Source organism: Motilibacter aurantiacus, assembly GCF_011250645.1.
Lineage (GTDB): Bacteria > Actinomycetota > Actinomycetes > Motilibacterales > Motilibacteraceae > Motilibacter_A > Motilibacter_A aurantiacus.
Genome location: NZ_JAANNO010000006.1, coordinates 94,235 through 109,275 on the forward strand (window position 1 = coordinate 94,235; position 15,041 = coordinate 109,275).

The following is a 15,041-nucleotide window of genomic DNA, read 5'->3' on the forward strand; positions in this document are numbered from 1 at the left end:
CTGCCGGGGCGAGCGGAAGCGCTGTTGCATACTTCGGACCGTTTCGTCGCCGCCCCGTCGTCGTCGTGTCGGAGGTGCCTGGGATGGCCCGTGCGCAGGATCTCGCGGCCCTGCAGGAGAGCGCCCGGTTCGCCTGCACGAGGGCGCAAGCCGCCCGCGCGCGGGCGCAGGAGGCGGCGGAGCGCGCGCGGCAGGCCGCCGCGGAGGCGCGGGCACGCGCCGACCTGCTGCGCGGGGCGCACGTGCGCCGGCTGCAACGCTTCGGCCTCGTCGCGCCCGTGGCACCTGACCTGGCCCTGACCTACCGGTTCCGCCTGTACGCGGAGGTGCTGGTGACGGACCTGGCGCGCGTGGGCGCGGCCCGGGCGGCGGCGGCGCGGCGCGGGCTGGACACGGCCGTGCGCGTCGAGGCCAACGAGGACTTCGTCGCGCGGCGGCTGGAGGTCGAGGTCGAGAGCACCGAGCCCCGCGAGCTGACCGCTTTCTTCGGCTACCTGTGCGAGGTCGACCGCATGCTCTGAGGCCCTAGCCGCGGGCGGCCAGCGCCGCCGCACCGGCGGCGCGCATGGGCGCCACGAGGTCGGCGGCGGCGACCCGCGCGCCGGTCATCGCGACGGCCTGCAGCGTCGCCTGGTGCACGAGCAGGTCGAGCCCTCCGGCGACCGCGCCGCCGCAGCGCCGCCAGGCCGCCGCGAGCGCGGTGGGCCAGGGGGCGTACACCACGTCGAGGAGCACGCCGGCCACCTGTGCCGGCAGCGCCGCGGCGACGTCGTCGGTCGCTCCCGCGGGGGTCGTCGCCACGACGACGTCCGCGCCGGCGAGCAGGCCGGCCACCCGGGCCGGCTCGTCCCACGGCTCGACGGCGAGCGCCACCCCGACCCGCTCCCCCACCTCGCGCAGCGGGCCCGCGGCGGCCGGGCGGCGTACGACCACGCGGGCCTTCGACGCGCCCAGCAGCGCGAGCGAGGCGACCGCCGAGGCGGCCGTCGCCCCGCCGCCGACCACGACCGGATTCCGCGCCGACACGACGCCGCGCTCTCGCAGTGCCGCCGCCAGCCCCGGGACGTCGGTGTTGTCGCCGAGGCGGCGGCCGTCGCGCAGCACGAGGGTGTTCGCGGCGCCGGTCGCGCGCACGGTGCCGGACACCTCGTCCAGCAGCGGGAGCACGGCCCGCTTGAGCGGCATCGTCAGCGACAGCCCTGCCCACGCCGCGTCGAGCCGCTCCACGAACCCGGGCAGCGCCGCCTCGTCCACCTCGTGGGCGTCGTAGGACCAGCCCTCGAGCCCGAGCGCGGCGTACGCCGCCCGGTGCAGCACCGGGGAGAGCGAGTGCTCGATCGGGAAGCCGAGCACAGCCGCCCGGCGCCGCCCCGCGGGAGCGACCATCAGTAGTCGATGTCGTACTTGATCCGGTCCGCGACGAAGTCGTCGTAGTTGTCGTAGAACCGGGTCTCGCCGGTCTCCAGGCTGATGGTGAGGAACCAGCGCCAGTCGCCGGGGGTCGGGTTGACCGCCGCCTCGAGCGTCGCCATGCCGGGGTTGCTGATCGGCGTCGGCGGCAGGCCTTGGTACTTGCGGGTGTTGTAGGGGCTGTCGACGGCCAGCCGCTCGGTGGTCAGCGCCTCGCCGTCGTTGTAGAAGTAGTGCAGCGTCGAGTCGAAGCCGAGCGACTCCCTCGCCTCGAGCCGGTTGTAGACCACGCGGGAGGCCTTGCCGTAGTCGGCCTCGTTGTTGACCTCCTTCTCCAGCATGCTGGCGATCTTCACGAGGTCGTAGACGTCGAGGCGGGCGTCCGCGGTGTCGAGCTCCTCCACGGCGCTCTCGTAGCGGTTGACCATTTGCTGCAGGACCGACAGCGCGGTCGCGTCCGGGGCCACCGTGTAGGTCGCGGGGAAGAGCAGGCCCTCGGGGTTGCCCTCCGCGTAGTCCGGCAGCTTGAGCTTGGGGCTCTTGAGCGCGGCGTTGAACTGCTTGCGCGGGATGCCCGTGCCCTTGACGAGCAGCGGCAGAATCTCGGTCACCCGCAGGCCCTCCGGGATCGTGACCTTCTTCTCGGCCCGGGAGGACGGGTCGAGCATCAGCGTCAGCGCCTCGGCCGCGGCCATCTCCTTGCGCAGGTTGTAGAACCCGGGCTGGATGCCCTTGGACTCCTCGTTCGCCGTCGCCGCGTCGACGAAGGCGCCGACGGTCTTGATGACGCCCTCGGCCTTCAGCGTCCGGCCGATGGCGGACGACGTGTCGCCCTTGCGCACCTCCACCAGCACGGTGTCGGTCCCGGTGCCGGTGTAGTCCTCGGAGGTGCTGCCCGCCAGGTCGACGCCGTCGACCAGCGCCCGCACGCCCAGGAAGCCCGCTCCCAGCAGGCCGAGGACGACGACGAGCGAGACGATGACGGCGATCGCGCTGCTGCGGCTCTCCCGGCGTCGGCGCCCGGCCGCTCTCGTTCCGCTCATTCCTCCACCTGGTGCTTGGGGTCCTCGGTTCCGAACGCGCCGGTCGCGTCCCTGGTTCCGGGGCGCGCACGCCCCGGCACCGCCTCACCGGGAGGCTGCCCGGTGGAGCGCTCCAGGTCCAGCGCGCTCTGCAGGACGATCGCGGCCGCTGCCTGATCGACCACTGTACGGCCGCGCCGGGCGTCCACCCCCGCGGATCGCAGGTCGCGCGTCGCGGCCACCGTGGAGAGCCGTTCGTCCACGAGGCGCACGGGGCAGTCCAGGCGCCGGGCCAGCCGCCTGGCGAACGACCGGGCGGCCTCCGCTGCCGGCCCCTCCGCCCCGGACAGCGATCGCGGCAGGCCGACGACGACCTCGACCACGGCGTACTCGTCGACGAGCGCGCGGATGCGCTCGATGTCCGTGCCGGACCGGGCGGACGCGCGCGGCACCGTCTCGACCGGGACCGCCACGCCCGCCCGCGGGTCGCTCACCGCCACGCCGACCCGGACGCTGCCGACGTCGACGCCCAACCGGGCACCGGCGCGCACGCCGGGGCCGGGCAGGAAGGCCTCGGGCTCCATCGGTCGGCGCTCAGCCGGTGACCGTCGACCCTACCGTGTGCTCGATCTGGCGCAGCGCCTCGTCGATCTTCGCCGGGTCGGTGCCGCCGCCCTGGGCGACGTCGTCCTTGCCACCGCCGCCGCCGCCGAGCACCTGGGCCGCCACCCGGACCAGGGCACCGGCCTTGAGCCGCCACTCCCGGCCCGCCTGGTTGACCGCGACGACGACCACGGGGCGCTCCCCCGCCTGGGCCGCCACGGCCACGACCGCGGGCCGGTCGGCCGGGATGCGGCCGCGGACGTCGAGGGCGAGCCGGCGCAGGTCGTCGGCGCTCGTGGCGTCGGGGGCGTGGTGCGTCACGACCGCGACGCCGAACACGTCGGCCGGGTTGGCGGCTAGCCCGCCGGCGGCCGCGAGGACCTGCGCGGAGCGGACCTGCTGCAGCTCCTTCTCCACCTCGCGCAGCCGCTCGACGATGCCGCCGATCCGCTCCGGAAGCTCCTCCGGCCGCGCCTTGAGCACGTCCGAGAGCTGGTTGACGAGCAGGTGCTCGCGGGCCAGGAAGCGGTAGGCGTCGGTGCCGACGAGCGCCTCGACGCGCCGCGTGCCCGCGCCGATGGAGGACTCGCCGAGCAGGGTGATCAGGCCGAGCTGGCCCGAGCGCTGGGCGTGGGTGCCCCCGCACAGCTCGCGCGCCCAGTCGCCGACGGACACGACGCGCACCTCGTCGCCGTACTTCTCCCCGAACAGCGCCATGGCCCCGGAGGAGACGGCCTCGGCCTGCGTCATGACCTCCGCGTGGACCGGCAGGTCCTGGGCGAGCAGCTCGTTCACCTTCTGCTCGACGTCGAGCAGGACGGTCTGCGGCACGGCACCGGCGGCGTGGAAGTCGAACCGGAAGCGCCCCGGCGCGTTCTCCGAGCCGGCCTGGGTGGCCGTCTCGCCCAGCGCCTCGCGGAAGGCCTTGTGGACCATGTGCGTGGCGGTGTGCGCACGCGAGATCGCCCGGCGACGCTCGATGTCGACCACGGCCTGCGCCCCGAGGTCGAGCACGGCCTCGCCGGCCATGACCTTCCCGCGGTGCACGATCACGCCCGGCACCGGCTGCTGGACGTCGTAGACCTCGATCTGCGCGCCATTGGCCAGCTGCAGGTAACCGGCGTCGGCGAGCTGGCCGCCGCCCTCGGCATAGAACGGCGTGCGGTCGAGCACGACCTCGACCACGTCCCCCTCGGCGGCGACGGCGACCGAGGTGCCGTCGCGGAGCAGCCCGCGGACGGTGCCCTCGCCCACCACCTCGTCGTAGCCGGTGAAGGTGACGGCCGCGCCCATCGCGTCGGCTACCCCGCGGTACGCCGACACGTCCGCGTGGCCGGTCTTCTTCGCCCGCGCGTCGGCCTTCGCCCGGTCGCGCTGCTCCTGCATCAGGCGCCGGAAGCCGTCGGCGTCGACCGAGAGGCCCTGCTCCTCGGCCATCTCCAGCGTCAGGTCGATGGGGAAGCCGTAGGTGTCGTGCAGCCGGAACGCCTCCTCGCCGGAGAGGCTGCGCGCGCCCGCGGTCTTGGCCTGACCGGCGGCCAGGTCGAACAGCTGGGTGCCCGAGCGGAGCGTCGAGAGGAAGCTCGCCTCCTCGGCGACCGCGGTCTTGGTGATGCGGTCGCGCTGCTGCTCGAGCTGGGGGTACTGCGGGGCCATCGCCCGGATGGACGCGTCCACCAGCTCGGGCATCGTCGCGTCCGGGGCGCCGAGCAGCCGCATGTTGCGGATCGTGCGCCGCATCATCCGGCGCAGGACGTAGCCGCGGCCCTCGTTCGAGGGCGCCACGCCGTCACCGATCAGCATCACCGCCGTTCGCGCGTGGTCGGCGACGACGCGCAGCGAGATGTCGCTGCGGCTCTCGGCGCCGTACGTCTTGCCCGCCAGCCCGGCCGCGCGGTCGAGCACCTGCCGGGTCGTGTCGATCTCGTAAAGGTTGTCGACGCCCTGCAGCAGGGTGGCCATGCGCTCGAGGCCGAGTCCCGTGTCGACGTTCTTCGCCGGCAGCTCGCCCGCGACGTCGAAGTCGACCTTGCTGCGGACGGCGCTGAGCTCGTACTGCATGAAGACGAGGTTCCAGACCTCGAGGTAGCGCTCCTCGTCGGCCTCCGGCCCACCCTCCGCGCCGTGCTCCGGCCCCCGGTCGAAGTAGATCTCCGAGCAGGGGCCGCCGGGGCCGGGGACCCCCATGTGCCAGTAGTTGTCCTTGGGCCCGCGGCGCTGGATGCGGTCGCGCGAGACGCCCACCTCGTTGGCCCACAGGTCGGCCGACTCGTCGTCCTCGTGCAGGACGGTCACCCACAGCCGGTCCTCGGGGAAGCCGAACCCGCCGTCGGCCTGCGAGCGCGTGAGCAGCTCCCAGGCGAGCGGGATGGCCTTCTCCTTGAAGTAGTCGCCGAACGAGAAGTTCCCGCACATCTGGAAGAAGGAGGCGTGGCGCGTGGTCTTGCCGACCTCCTCGATGTCGAGGGTGCGCACGCACTTCTGGATGCTCGTCGCGCGCGGCGACGGCGGCGTCTGCTCGCCGAGGAAGAACGGCTTGAACGGCACCATGCCCGCGTTGACGAGCAGCAGCGTGGGGTCGTCCGCGATCAGCGATGCGGACGGGACCACGCGGTGGCCGCGCTCCTCGAAGAACGACAGCCAGCGACGGGCGATCTCGGCGGACTCCATGATCAGTGACGCGTCCTTCCGGAATCGCCGGTTCGGTTGTCGGGGGCCTCGCCGTCGGGGATGCCGAGCGCGTCGCGGAGCTCGGCCTCGCGGTCGGACATCGCGGCCCGTACGTCCTGGCCGAAGTCGCGGATGCCCGCCCCGAGCTCGCGCATCGCGTCGGCGAGGGTCTGCGCCATGCTCTGCGGGGTGAGCGCCTGCGCGGCGCGGGTGAGCCGGCGCACGATCAGCGCGCCGAGCGCGGCGCCGAGGCCGAGCCAGAACAGCCGGCGGATCACGTCAGCCCCTTCCGCGGGTCGGGCGGCCCTGCGCACGGCGGGTCCCGGTCGGCCGGCGGCGCTCGGAGAGCGCCTCGCGGACGCCGTAGCTGAACGACGACGCCTTCAACATGGGGCGGCCGAGCGTCGACACCAGAAGCGCGGTGAACGCCGACACGTTGCCGGACATCTCCTGCACGTTGCCGGTGATGCCGTCGAGCTTGACGAGGTTGCCGTTGGTCGTCGTCACCGTCGTCGTCACCTCCCGCACGAGCGGGACGGTCTCGTCGGTCAGGCCGCGGACGGTGCCGCGGGCCTCGTCGATCAGGCGGCCCAGCTTGACGAGCGGGACCGCGACGACACCGACGAGCAGCACGAAAGCGAACGCCGCCACCAGGCCGGCGATCTCCCCAGGGGACATGGCGGGAACCCTACCCCGTGGCCTCCGGTCCCTCCGCCGCCTCGGGGGGCGGCGGCGGGGCGGGGGCGACGGCCGCCTCGGGAGCGGGCAGGCCGCGCACCGCCCGCCGGAGGCGGTCCACCCGGTCGCCGATCATCCGCTCGGCGCCGTGGCCCGTCGGGGCGTAGTAGTCACGGCCCACCACGGCGTCCGGGGCGTACTGCTGGGCGACGACCCCGTGGGGGTAGTCGTGGGCGTAGCGGTAGCCCGCCCCGTGCTCGAGCCGCTTCGCGCCCGCGTAGTGGGCGTCGCGCAGATGGGCCGGCACCGGCCCGGCCAGCCCGCGGCGCACGTCCGCGATGGCCGCGTCCACCGCCAGGTAGACCGCGTTCGACTTCGGCGCGAGGGCGAGGGCGACGACGGCCTGGGCAAGGATGATGCGGGCTTCGGGCATCCCGATGAGGGCGACCGCCTGGGCGGCGGCGACCGCGGTCTGCAGGGCCGTCGGGTCCGCCATGCCGATGTCCTCGCTGGCCGAGATCATCAGCCGGCGGGCGATGAAGCGCGGGTCCTCCCCCGCCTCCACCATGCGGGCGAGGTAGTGCAGGGCCGCGTCGACGTCGGACCCCCGGACCGACTTGATGAACGCGCTGGCGACGTCGTAGTGCTGGTCGCCGGTCTTGTCGTAGCGGACCGCCGCGCGGTCCACCGCGCGCTCGAGGGTCTCCACGTCGATCGCCGCGGCGCCCGCCTCCTGTGCCGCCCCCGCCGCGGACTCCAGGGCCGTCAGGGCACGTCGGGCGTCCCCGCCGGCGATGCGCAGCAGGTGCTCCTCCGCGGCCTCCTCCAGGCGTACGGCACCGCCGAGGCCGCGCGCGTCGGTCAGCGCGCGCCGCACGAGCACCCGGACGTCCTCGTCCGTGAGCGGTGACAGCGTCAGCAGCAGGGACCGTGACAGCAGGGGCGAGACGACCGAGAAGTAGGGGTTCTCCGTGGTGGCCGCGACGAGGACGACCCAGCGGTTCTCCACCGACGGCAGCAGGGCGTCCTGCTGCGTGCGGGAGAAGCGGTGCACCTCGTCGACGAACAGCACGGTCTCCTGGCCCGACGAGCCGAGCCGCCGGCGCGCGTCCTCGACGACGGCGCGCACCTCCTTCACCCCGGCCATCACCGCGGACAGCTCGACGAAGTGGCGGCCGCCTGCCGCCGAGACCAGGTGCGCCAGGGTGGTCTTGCCGGTGCCGGGCGGCCCCCACAGCACGACCGAGGCCGGCGCCTGACCGCCCTCGGCCAGCCGGCGGAGCGGGGCGCCCGGGCCGAGCAGCGAGGCCTGCCCCACCACCTCGTCGAGGGACCGCGGCCGCATGCGCACCGCCAGCGGCGCGTTGCCGCGCGCGACGTCCTCGCCCGCGGAGCTGAACAGGTCGGTCACGCGCTCGAGGCTAAGGCCAGGCCGGGCCCCCGGGGAGCCGGCTACACCCGCTGGCCGACGAGCCCGTCGAGGACGGCGGCCACGCAGCCGGGCCGCCCGAGCAGGTACCCCTGCCCCCAGGCGACCTCCAGCTCGCCCAGCGCCTTCAGCTCGCCCTTCGTCTCGACCCCCTCGGCGACGACGGTCGCCCCGATGTCCGCGCTGAAGCGCAGCAGGGAGGCCACCAGTGACCGGCGTACCGGGTCGGCGTCGATCCCGGCGATGAGGCTGCTGTCGAGCTTGACCACGTCGGGGCGCAGCCGGACCACGTGGCGGAAGCTGGCGAAGCCGGCGCCGGCGTCGTCGACCGCCACGCGGACTCCCGCCTCCCGCAGCGGCTCGAGCGCGCCCACGAGCAGGTCGTACTCCTCGACCGCGGCGTGCTCGGTCAGCTCGAGCACGATGCGCCGCATACGGGCCGGGCCGGCCCGGAACAGCTCCCCGGACAGCTCCCGGCTCGCGGCGGTGGTCGGGGAGACGTTCACGGACAGCCACAGCCCGGCCGGCAGCCGGTCGAGCAGGCCCAGCGCCCGGCGTACGGAGAGCACCTCGAGCTCGACCCCGACCCCGGCCTCCCCGGCGGCGGCGAACACCCCGGCCGGCGCGAGCGGGGCTCCTGCCGGCCCGGCGGAGAACCGGGCGAGCGCCTCCAGCCCCACCGGCTTGCCGCCGGCGAGGCACACCACCGGCTGGACGGCCACCTCCAGATGCCCGTCGGTCAGCAGGTCGAGCACCTCGCGACGCGATACCTGCGAGCCGGCCACGGCCTCCGCCGGCGGGCCGGCGAGCCGGTGCCCGTCCTCGGCCCGCCGCGGCACGCCCTTCTCCAGGGCGATGACCAGCCGGGCGACGCCGGTCAGCAGGCCCGCCAGCAGCAGGACGGCGGCCAGCGCCTGCAGGGCCAGGGCGGCCCACCAGCCGGGGCCGAAGACGTCCGGCGAGAGCGCGCGCAGCAGCAGGACCGCCGTGAGGAGCGCCAGGTGGCCGAGCGGCCAGGCGAGCGTGAAGTCGGGCCGCGGGCCCGCGGCCCGGCGCAGGCCGACGAGCGCGGCCAGTGCGAGCAGGGCCAGCGCGCCGTGCGCGACCGAGGCGTACGCCGTGGCGTCGCCCGCGGGCCCGGCCAGGGCGACGCCGGGGGCCCCCTCGACACAGAGGTACGCGCCGCCGAGCACCAGCCCCGTGCCGACCGACAGGCAGGCCCTGGGCGTCGGATACGGGCGGTGGGCGGCCAGCAGTGCGCAGGAGACGAGCGCGGCCGCCGTGACGAGGGCGTTGGTGCCGGCCGTGTCCGCCCAGTGCTCGGCGGCCGTGCGCAGCGCCGCGTCGCCCGCCGCCGGGCCGGGCGAGTCACCTGGGCGCGGGCCCGCCGGCATGAGCACCGAGCGCAACGCCATCAGCGCCCCGGCCGTGAGGTAGCCGGTGAGCAGCCAGGGGCTACGGCCGTTGCCGGGCAGCCGGACCGCCAGCAGCCCGCCGCTGACCAGCAGGGCGAGCGCCGTCAAGCCGAGAAGTGCAATGCTCGTTGCACTTCTGCGCGGCCCGTCGACGTGGGCGGCGAGAGCGGTGGAGGTCAGCGCCGCGGCAGCGAGGACGACCGCCGCCGTCCGAAGGAGACGGCCGACGGGGACGCGCCAGCCCGGCCTCGCCCGCCCACCCACGCCGCCGCCCTTCGTCCGGCGCCCTCCCCCGAGGAGCCCAGCTGGAGCCCGCCAAACCGTGCACCGCAGAAGGTACCGCTCCGTGCGTGCTCAGCCACATAGCGCAGGCGCGCGAATTTCGACCCCGGCGGATCGCGGCTGATGTCCAGGTATCGCCAGGATCGTCACCGCCAGTCGGCGGTGTCCGCTCGCGCACCAGGGATCGGCGGCGGCGGGCCCCAGTGCGCCACCACCACGCTCGCGTCGTCCTGCAGCAGCCCCTGCTGGTGGTGGAGGACCGAGGCCATGAGCCGGCGCACGGTCTCCGGGGGCGGCTGGCGGGCGGCGGCCCCGCGCTCGAGCAGGTCCACCAGGCGCGGCAGGCCGAAGAACTCGCCCGCCGCGTCCCGGGCCTCCGTCACCCCGTCGGTGTAGAGCACCACGCAGTCGTCCGGCTCGAGCGACGCCTGGCCGATGTCCATCGCGCCGGTGCCGAGGCCGAAGGGCACCCGGCGCCCGTCCGCGAGCCCGGGCACGACCCGCGCATCCCGCAGCAGGAGGGGGGCGGGGTGGCCCGCGACCAGGTAGCGCAGGGCCCCGGACGTGAGGTCGAGCTCGGCGATCACCCCGGTCGCGAAGGCCTCCGGGAAGTGCTGGGCGATCGTCTCGTCGAGCGCCGCGGCCTGCCCGAACAGCCCCGCCCCGGACCGCCGCGCGGCGCGGTACGCCGCGAGCGCGGTCGCGGCGATGAGCCCGGCGCCCAGGGCGTGGCCCATCGCGTCGAACACCGCGAGGTGGACCCGGTCGCCGCTCAGGGCGTAGTCGAAGACGTCGCCGCCGACCGCGTCGGCCGGCTCCAGCCGGCCGCTGATCGTGAACGTCTCGCTGCCGCCGGTCAACGGTGGCAGCAGCGACCACAGCAGCTCGGTGGAGGCGTTGCGCGGCCGGCCCCGCCGGGCCCGGTCGACCGTGTCCCCCGACCGGTCCGCGCTCGCGACGAGGTGGGCGGCCAGCGAGGCGACCCACTCGCACTGCTCGCGGAGCAAGGGGTCGGTCAGCTCGCTGGCGGTGCTCACGGCCACGTCGAGCGCGCCGATCCGCTCCACCCCGTCCAGGAGCGGCACCCACAGCCGGGGCTGCGCGTCGTGGAAGGCCGCCTGAGTCTCGGTGAGCTGGAACGCCCGCCCGGCCAGGGTCCCCTCGAGGCCGATCGGCGGCCGCTCCGGATGCCTGCTGCTGGGCAGCGCGACGAGCCGCTCCTCGGCGTAGTCGACGACGTAGACGGTGGCCTCGATCCCGGGCCCGAGGGCCGCGACCGCGGCGGCGACCGCGTCGTCGACCCCGCCGGACAGGGCCCGCGGGGTCTCCTGGAGGAGGCGAACCAGCGCGAGCAGCGGCCCCGCAGGGGGCAGCGGGTCCCGCAGCTGCCGGCTGTAGGGCACCCGCAGGCGCCCGGCGACCTCGTCGAGCAGCTCGTTGGCCGACTGGGCGAGCATGTCGCGGTCGGCCGGCGGCAGCTCCACCAGGCCCTGCAGGTAGCCCTCCAGCTCGAGCATCCCCGCGACGCCGCCGGTCGCGAAGTAGCGCAGCCACAGCTGCTCCGGGGTCACCGCGCCTCGCCGGAGCACGGCCTGCAGCGCCCGCCGGTGGCCCTCGACGCCGGGCTCGTGCCGCCCGGCCGGCCGGTCGCTCACCGGCGGCGCCGCGAGTAGGACTCCACCAGCCCCCGGGCGACGTCGTGCACCTTGCGGTTCTCCCGCTGCGACGTGGCGGCGAGCATCGCGAACGCCGTGTCCTCGTCGACGCGCCGGGTGGCGATGAGGATGCCCTTCGCCTGCCCGATGAGGTCCCGGCTGCGCAGCGCCTCCCGCAGTTGCCCGGAGAGGCGCTGCGCCGAGTCGTACGCCTGCACGTTGGCGACGAGGATCGCGGCCTGGGCGGAGAAGAGCACGAGCATGCTCTCGGTGCGCGCATCGAAGGCGTGCGGCTCGCGGCCGTACACCTTGAGCGCGCCGAGGCAGCGGTCGCCGGCCACCAGGGGCGCGCTGAGGGACGACCGCAGGCCGAGCCGGGTGGCGGCGGACGCCCAGCCCGGCCAGCGCTGCTCGGCCCCGGTGTCGTCCACCCGCACCAGTGCCCGGCTGGCCGCCGCGGCGAGGCACGGGCCCTCGTCGAGGTCGTACTGGAGGGCGTCGGACTGCTCGACCACGTCGTCGGTCGCCGCCGAGGTCGCCGGGTGCCCGCCCGGGCCGACGAGCGTGAGCCCGCTCCCCGTCGCGGCCGGGATCGCCTCCACCGCCAGGGACGTCACCAGCCGCAGCGCCGTGGCGACGGTCTCCTCGGTCAGTAGCAGGCCCGCCATGCGAGCGAAGACGCCCAGCATCTCCTCGGAGAGGGGCGAAGAGTCTGTCACCGTCGGTCCAGTCCGCCCGAGGCCGGGCAGGTAGCGAGATCAGTGCTGAGTCCGCCGTTCCCGGCGGTCCGGCCACTGGCTCGACCGATGGTGCTGCGCGAACCTTAGCTCACCCGGAGCCGCGAGCCGGCCTCACTCCTTCGGCTCGGGCACCGCGTCGACCCCCGCCTCCTTGCGCTGCGCCGGCGTGATCGGCGTCGGCGCGCCGGTCAGCGGGTCGTAGCCCGCGCCCGTCTTCGGGAACGCGATCACCTCGCGCAGCGACTCGACGCCGGCGAGCAGCATGCAGATGCGGTCCCAGCCGAAGGCGATGCCGCCGTGCGGCGGCGGGCCGAACTTGAACGCGTCGAGCAGGAAGCCGAACTTGTCGGCCGCCTCCTCCTCGGAGATGCCCAGCAGGGTGAAGACCCGGCGCTGGACGTCCCCGCGGTGGATACGGATCGACCCGCCGCCGATCTCGTTGCCGTTGCAGACCATGTCGTACGCGTAGGCGAGCGCCTCCCCCGGCGCCTCCTCCAGCCGGTCGAGCCACTCGGCCTTCGGGGAGGTGAAGGGGTGGTGCAGCGAGGTCCACGTGCCCTCGTCGGTCAGCTCGAACATCGGTGCGTCGACGATCCAGAGGAACGACCAGGCCGACTCGTCGATCTGGCCGGTGCGCTTGCCGATCTCCAGCCGGGTGGCGCCGAGCAGCGCGAGGGCGCCGTTGCGCTCCCCCGCGGCGAAGAACGCGCAGTCGCCGGGCTCTGCACCGACGGCCTCGCGCAGGCCGGCGCGCTCCTGCTCGGAGAGGTTCTTCGCGACCGGGCCGCCGAGCTCGCCGTCCTGCCCGAAGGTGACGTACGCCAGGCCACGCGCGCCGCGCTGCTTGGCCCACTCCTGCCACGCGTCGAACGTCTTGCGCGGCTGGGACGCTCCGCCGGGCATGACGACCGCGCCCACGTGGGCGGCCTGGAAGACGCGGAAAGGCGTGTCCTTGAAGTAGTCGGTGAGGTCGACCAGCTCGTTGCCGAAGCGCAGGTCGGGCTTGTCCGACCCGTAGCGGGTCATCGCCTCGGCGTAGGTCATGCGCGGGACCTCGCCGATGTCGTGGCCGAGCACGCCCTTCCAGAGCGCGCGCACGACGGCCTCGCCGAGCTCGATGACGTCGTCCTGCTCGACGAAGCTCATCTCGATGTCGAGCTGGGTGAACTCCGGCTGCCGGTCCGCGCGGAAGTCCTCGTCCCGGTAGCAGCGCGCGATCTGGTAGTACCGCTCGAGCCCGCCGACCATGAGCAGCTGCTTGAACAGCTGCGGAGACTGGGGAAGGGCGTACCAGGAACCCGGCTGCAGGCGTACGGGGACCAGGAAGTCTCGGGCGCCCTCGGGCGTGGATCGGGTCAGCGTCGGGGTCTCCACCTCGACGAAGCTGCGCTCGGCCAGCACGTTGCGCGCGATCCGGCTGACCTCGCTGCGCATCCGGATCGCCTTGGCCGGCCCCTCACGGCGCAGGTCCAGGTAGCGGTAGCGGAGGCGGGCCTCCTCGTTGACGTCCTGCTGGTCCAGCTGGAACGGCAGCGGCGCGGCCTCGCTCAGCACCTCGACCCCGGACGCGACGACCTCGACGGCACCGGTCGGGATCTCGGTGTTCTCGTTGCCCTCGGGCCGGGTGCGCACCTCGCCGGTGACCTTGACGCAGTACTCCGCGCGCAGGTCGTGCGCGACGTCCGACTCGCGGACCACGACCTGCACGATGCCGGACGCGTCGCGCAGGTCGAGGAAGGCCACCCCGCCGTGGTCGCGCCGGCGCGCGACCCAACCGGCGAGCACCACGCCCTGGCCGGCGTGCTCGGCTCGCAGCGTTCCTGCTTCTGTCGTGCGGATCACTGGGGCTCTCCCTGCGGGACGTGTGCTGCTGCGACGGTTCGGGTCAGGTGGTCTGTGAGGTCGTCGAGGGCGACGGCGCGCTGCTCGCCGGAGCGCAGGTCCTTGACCTGCGCCGTCCCGGCCTTGAGGTCACGCTCGCCGAGGACGACGGCGTACGCGGCGCCGCTGCGGTCCGCGCCCTTCATGGCGCCCTTCATGCCGCGGTCGCCGTACGCCAGGTCGACCCGGACGCCGCGCCCGCGCAGGGCGCCGGCCACGGTGACCAGCCGGGCCTTGGCGGCGGGGCCGAGCGGCACGAGGTAGACGTCGCACCGGGACTCGTCGGCCGGGGCGAGGCCCTCGACCCGGCAGGCCAGCAGCGCGCGGTCCACCCCGAGCCCGAAGCCGATGCCGGACAGTGCCTGCCCGCCGAGCGACTCCATGAGGCCGTCGTAGCGTCCGCCGCCGCCGATGCCCGACTGGGCGCCGAGGCCGGGGTGCACGAACTCGAAGGTGGTGCGCGTGTAGTAGTCGAGCCCGCGCACCATCCGCGGGTTGATGTCGTACGCCACGCCCAGCGCGTCGAGGTGGACGCGGACTTCGCTGAAGTGCGCTGCGTCCTCGGCGCACAGGTTGTCGAGCATCAACGGGGCGTCGGCGAGCTGGCGGCGCACGCCCTCGCGCTTGTCGTCGAGGACGCGCAGCGGGTTGAGCGCGGCGCGGGCGCGCGTCGCCTCGTCGAGGTCGAGGCCGGCGAGGAACGCCTGGAGCCGCTCGCGGTAGGCGGGCCGGCACTGCGCGCAGCCGAGCGAGGTCAGCTCGAGCCGGTAGCCCGTGAGGCCCAGGGACCGGAAGCCCTCGTCGGCGATCGCGACGACCTCGGCGTCCAGGGCCGGGTCGTCGGTGCCGATCGCCTCGACCCCGACCTGGGAGAACTGGCGGTAGCGGCCCGCCTGCGGGCGCTCGGCCCGGAAGAACTGCCCCGCGTACCACAGCTTGACCGGCAGCTGGCCGCGGTCGAGCCCGTGCTCGATCACGGCCCGCATCACCCCGGCCGTGCCCTCGGGGCGGAGCGTGATCGACCGGCCGCCGCGGTCCTCGAAGGTGTACATCTCCTTGCTGACCACGTCGGTCGACTCGCCCACGCCGCGCACGAACAGCCCGGTGTCCTCGAACACCGGGAGCTCGACGTAGCCGTAGCCGGCCCGGCGCGCCGGGGCGCAGAGCGCCTCACGCACCGCCAGCCAGGCGTTCGAGTCGGGCGGGACGTACTCCGCGACCCCCTTCGGGGCCTGGAACGTCGGGGAGCCGGGCAT

13 protein-coding genes are annotated in these 15,041 nt (G+C 74.7%); 1 reads left to right on the forward strand and 12 read right to left on the reverse strand.

Annotated elements, in window-relative coordinates:
• Positions 1–83 precede the first annotated feature (83 nt).
• The gene (locus G9H72_RS12320) at positions 84–521 is read left to right on the forward strand and encodes a hypothetical protein (protein ID WP_166171414.1); all 438 of its coding nucleotides are present in this window, start codon (positions 84–86) and stop codon (positions 519–521) included.
• 4 nt (positions 522–525) lie between these two features.
• On the opposite strand, the gene G9H72_RS12325 is transcribed toward G9H72_RS12320, so the two are convergent.
• The 12 genes from G9H72_RS12325 to hisS all read right to left on the reverse strand — a co-directional run bounded on the left by G9H72_RS12325 (position 526) and on the right by hisS (position 15,041).
• Positions 526–1,386, reverse strand: a complete 861-nt coding sequence (locus G9H72_RS12325; RefSeq protein ID WP_166171416.1) for a shikimate dehydrogenase — start codon at positions 1,384–1,386, stop codon at positions 526–528.
• Positions 1,386–2,453: an endolytic transglycosylase MltG gene (gene mltG / locus G9H72_RS12330; RefSeq protein WP_166171418.1), complete on the reverse strand. Its 1,068-nt coding sequence runs from the start codon at positions 2,451–2,453 to the stop codon at positions 1,386–1,388. Before mltG ends, G9H72_RS12325 begins: the two co-directional genes overlap by 1 nt.
• Positions 2,450–2,983, reverse strand: coding sequence for a Holliday junction resolvase RuvX (ruvX, locus tag G9H72_RS12335; protein ID WP_166171790.1), 534 nt, complete (start codon positions 2,981–2,983; stop codon positions 2,450–2,452). Before ruvX ends, mltG begins: the two co-directional genes overlap by 4 nt.
• A gap of 43 nt (positions 2,984–3,026) precedes the next feature.
• Complete coding sequence (alaS, locus tag G9H72_RS12340) at positions 3,027–5,705, reverse strand: alanine--tRNA ligase (RefSeq protein ID WP_166171420.1); 2,679 nt, start codon at positions 5,703–5,705, stop codon at positions 3,027–3,029.
• Between the two features lie 2 nt (positions 5,706–5,707).
• Complete coding sequence (locus G9H72_RS12345; RefSeq protein WP_166171422.1) at positions 5,708–5,983, reverse strand: DUF6167 family protein; 276 nt, start codon at positions 5,981–5,983, stop codon at positions 5,708–5,710.
• 1 nt (position 5,984) lies between these two features.
• Positions 5,985–6,383 (reverse strand): DUF948 domain-containing protein, encoded by a 399-nt coding sequence (locus G9H72_RS12350; RefSeq protein WP_166171423.1) that lies wholly within the window; start codon positions 6,381–6,383, stop codon positions 5,985–5,987.
• A 10-nt stretch (positions 6,384–6,393) separates the two neighbouring features.
• Positions 6,394–7,728 (reverse strand): replication-associated recombination protein A, encoded by a 1,335-nt coding sequence (locus G9H72_RS12355; protein ID WP_166171792.1) that lies wholly within the window; start codon positions 7,726–7,728, stop codon positions 6,394–6,396.
• Positions 7,729–7,835: 107 nt separating this feature from the next.
• Positions 7,836–9,335 carry an EAL domain-containing protein gene (locus G9H72_RS12360; RefSeq protein WP_166171425.1) on the reverse strand — a complete coding sequence of 500 codons (1,500 nt, stop codon included), beginning with the start codon at positions 9,333–9,335 and terminating at the stop codon, positions 7,836–7,838.
• Between the two features lie 320 nt (positions 9,336–9,655).
• Positions 9,656–11,164: a PP2C family protein-serine/threonine phosphatase gene (locus G9H72_RS22430; RefSeq protein WP_166171427.1), complete on the reverse strand. Its 1,509-nt coding sequence runs from the start codon at positions 11,162–11,164 to the stop codon at positions 9,656–9,658.
• Positions 11,161–11,883, reverse strand: coding sequence for a GAF and ANTAR domain-containing protein (locus tag G9H72_RS12370; RefSeq protein ID WP_166171429.1), 723 nt, complete (start codon positions 11,881–11,883; stop codon positions 11,161–11,163). Before G9H72_RS12370 ends, G9H72_RS22430 begins: the two co-directional genes overlap by 4 nt.
• A gap of 132 nt (positions 11,884–12,015) precedes the next feature.
• Positions 12,016–13,746: an aspartate--tRNA ligase gene (gene aspS, locus G9H72_RS12375; RefSeq protein WP_166171431.1), complete on the reverse strand. Its 1,731-nt coding sequence runs from the start codon at positions 13,744–13,746 to the stop codon at positions 12,016–12,018.
• Positions 13,743–15,041, reverse strand: a complete 1,299-nt coding sequence (gene hisS / locus G9H72_RS12380; protein WP_166171433.1) for a histidine--tRNA ligase — start codon at positions 15,039–15,041, stop codon at positions 13,743–13,745. The genes aspS and hisS overlap by 4 nt, the downstream gene beginning before the upstream one ends.

Excerpts from the sequence above, each read along its gene's own strand:
- G9H72_RS12325 (WP_166171416.1), bottom strand. The coding sequence starts at position 1,386 with ATGGTCGCTCCCGCGGGGCGGCGCCGGGCGGCTGTGCTCGGCTTCCCG.
- alaS (WP_166171420.1), bottom strand. The coding sequence starts at position 5,705 with ATGGAGTCCGCCGAGATCGCCCGTCGCTGGCTGTCGTTCTTCGAGGAG.
- hisS (WP_166171433.1), bottom strand. The coding sequence starts at position 15,041 with ATGCCCGGCTCCCCGACGTTCCAGGCCCCGAAGGGGGTCGCGGAGTAC.
- G9H72_RS12350 (WP_166171423.1), bottom strand. The coding sequence starts at position 6,383 with ATGTCCCCTGGGGAGATCGCCGGCCTGGTGGCGGCGTTCGCTTTCGTG.
- G9H72_RS12355 (WP_166171792.1), bottom strand. The coding sequence starts at position 7,728 with ATGCGGCCGCGGTCCCTCGACGAGGTGGTGGGGCAGGCCTCGCTGCTC.
- mltG (WP_166171418.1), bottom strand. The coding sequence starts at position 2,453 with ATGAGCGGAACGAGAGCGGCCGGGCGCCGACGCCGGGAGAGCCGCAGC.
- G9H72_RS12320 (WP_166171414.1), top strand. The coding sequence starts at position 84 with ATGGCCCGTGCGCAGGATCTCGCGGCCCTGCAGGAGAGCGCCCGGTTC.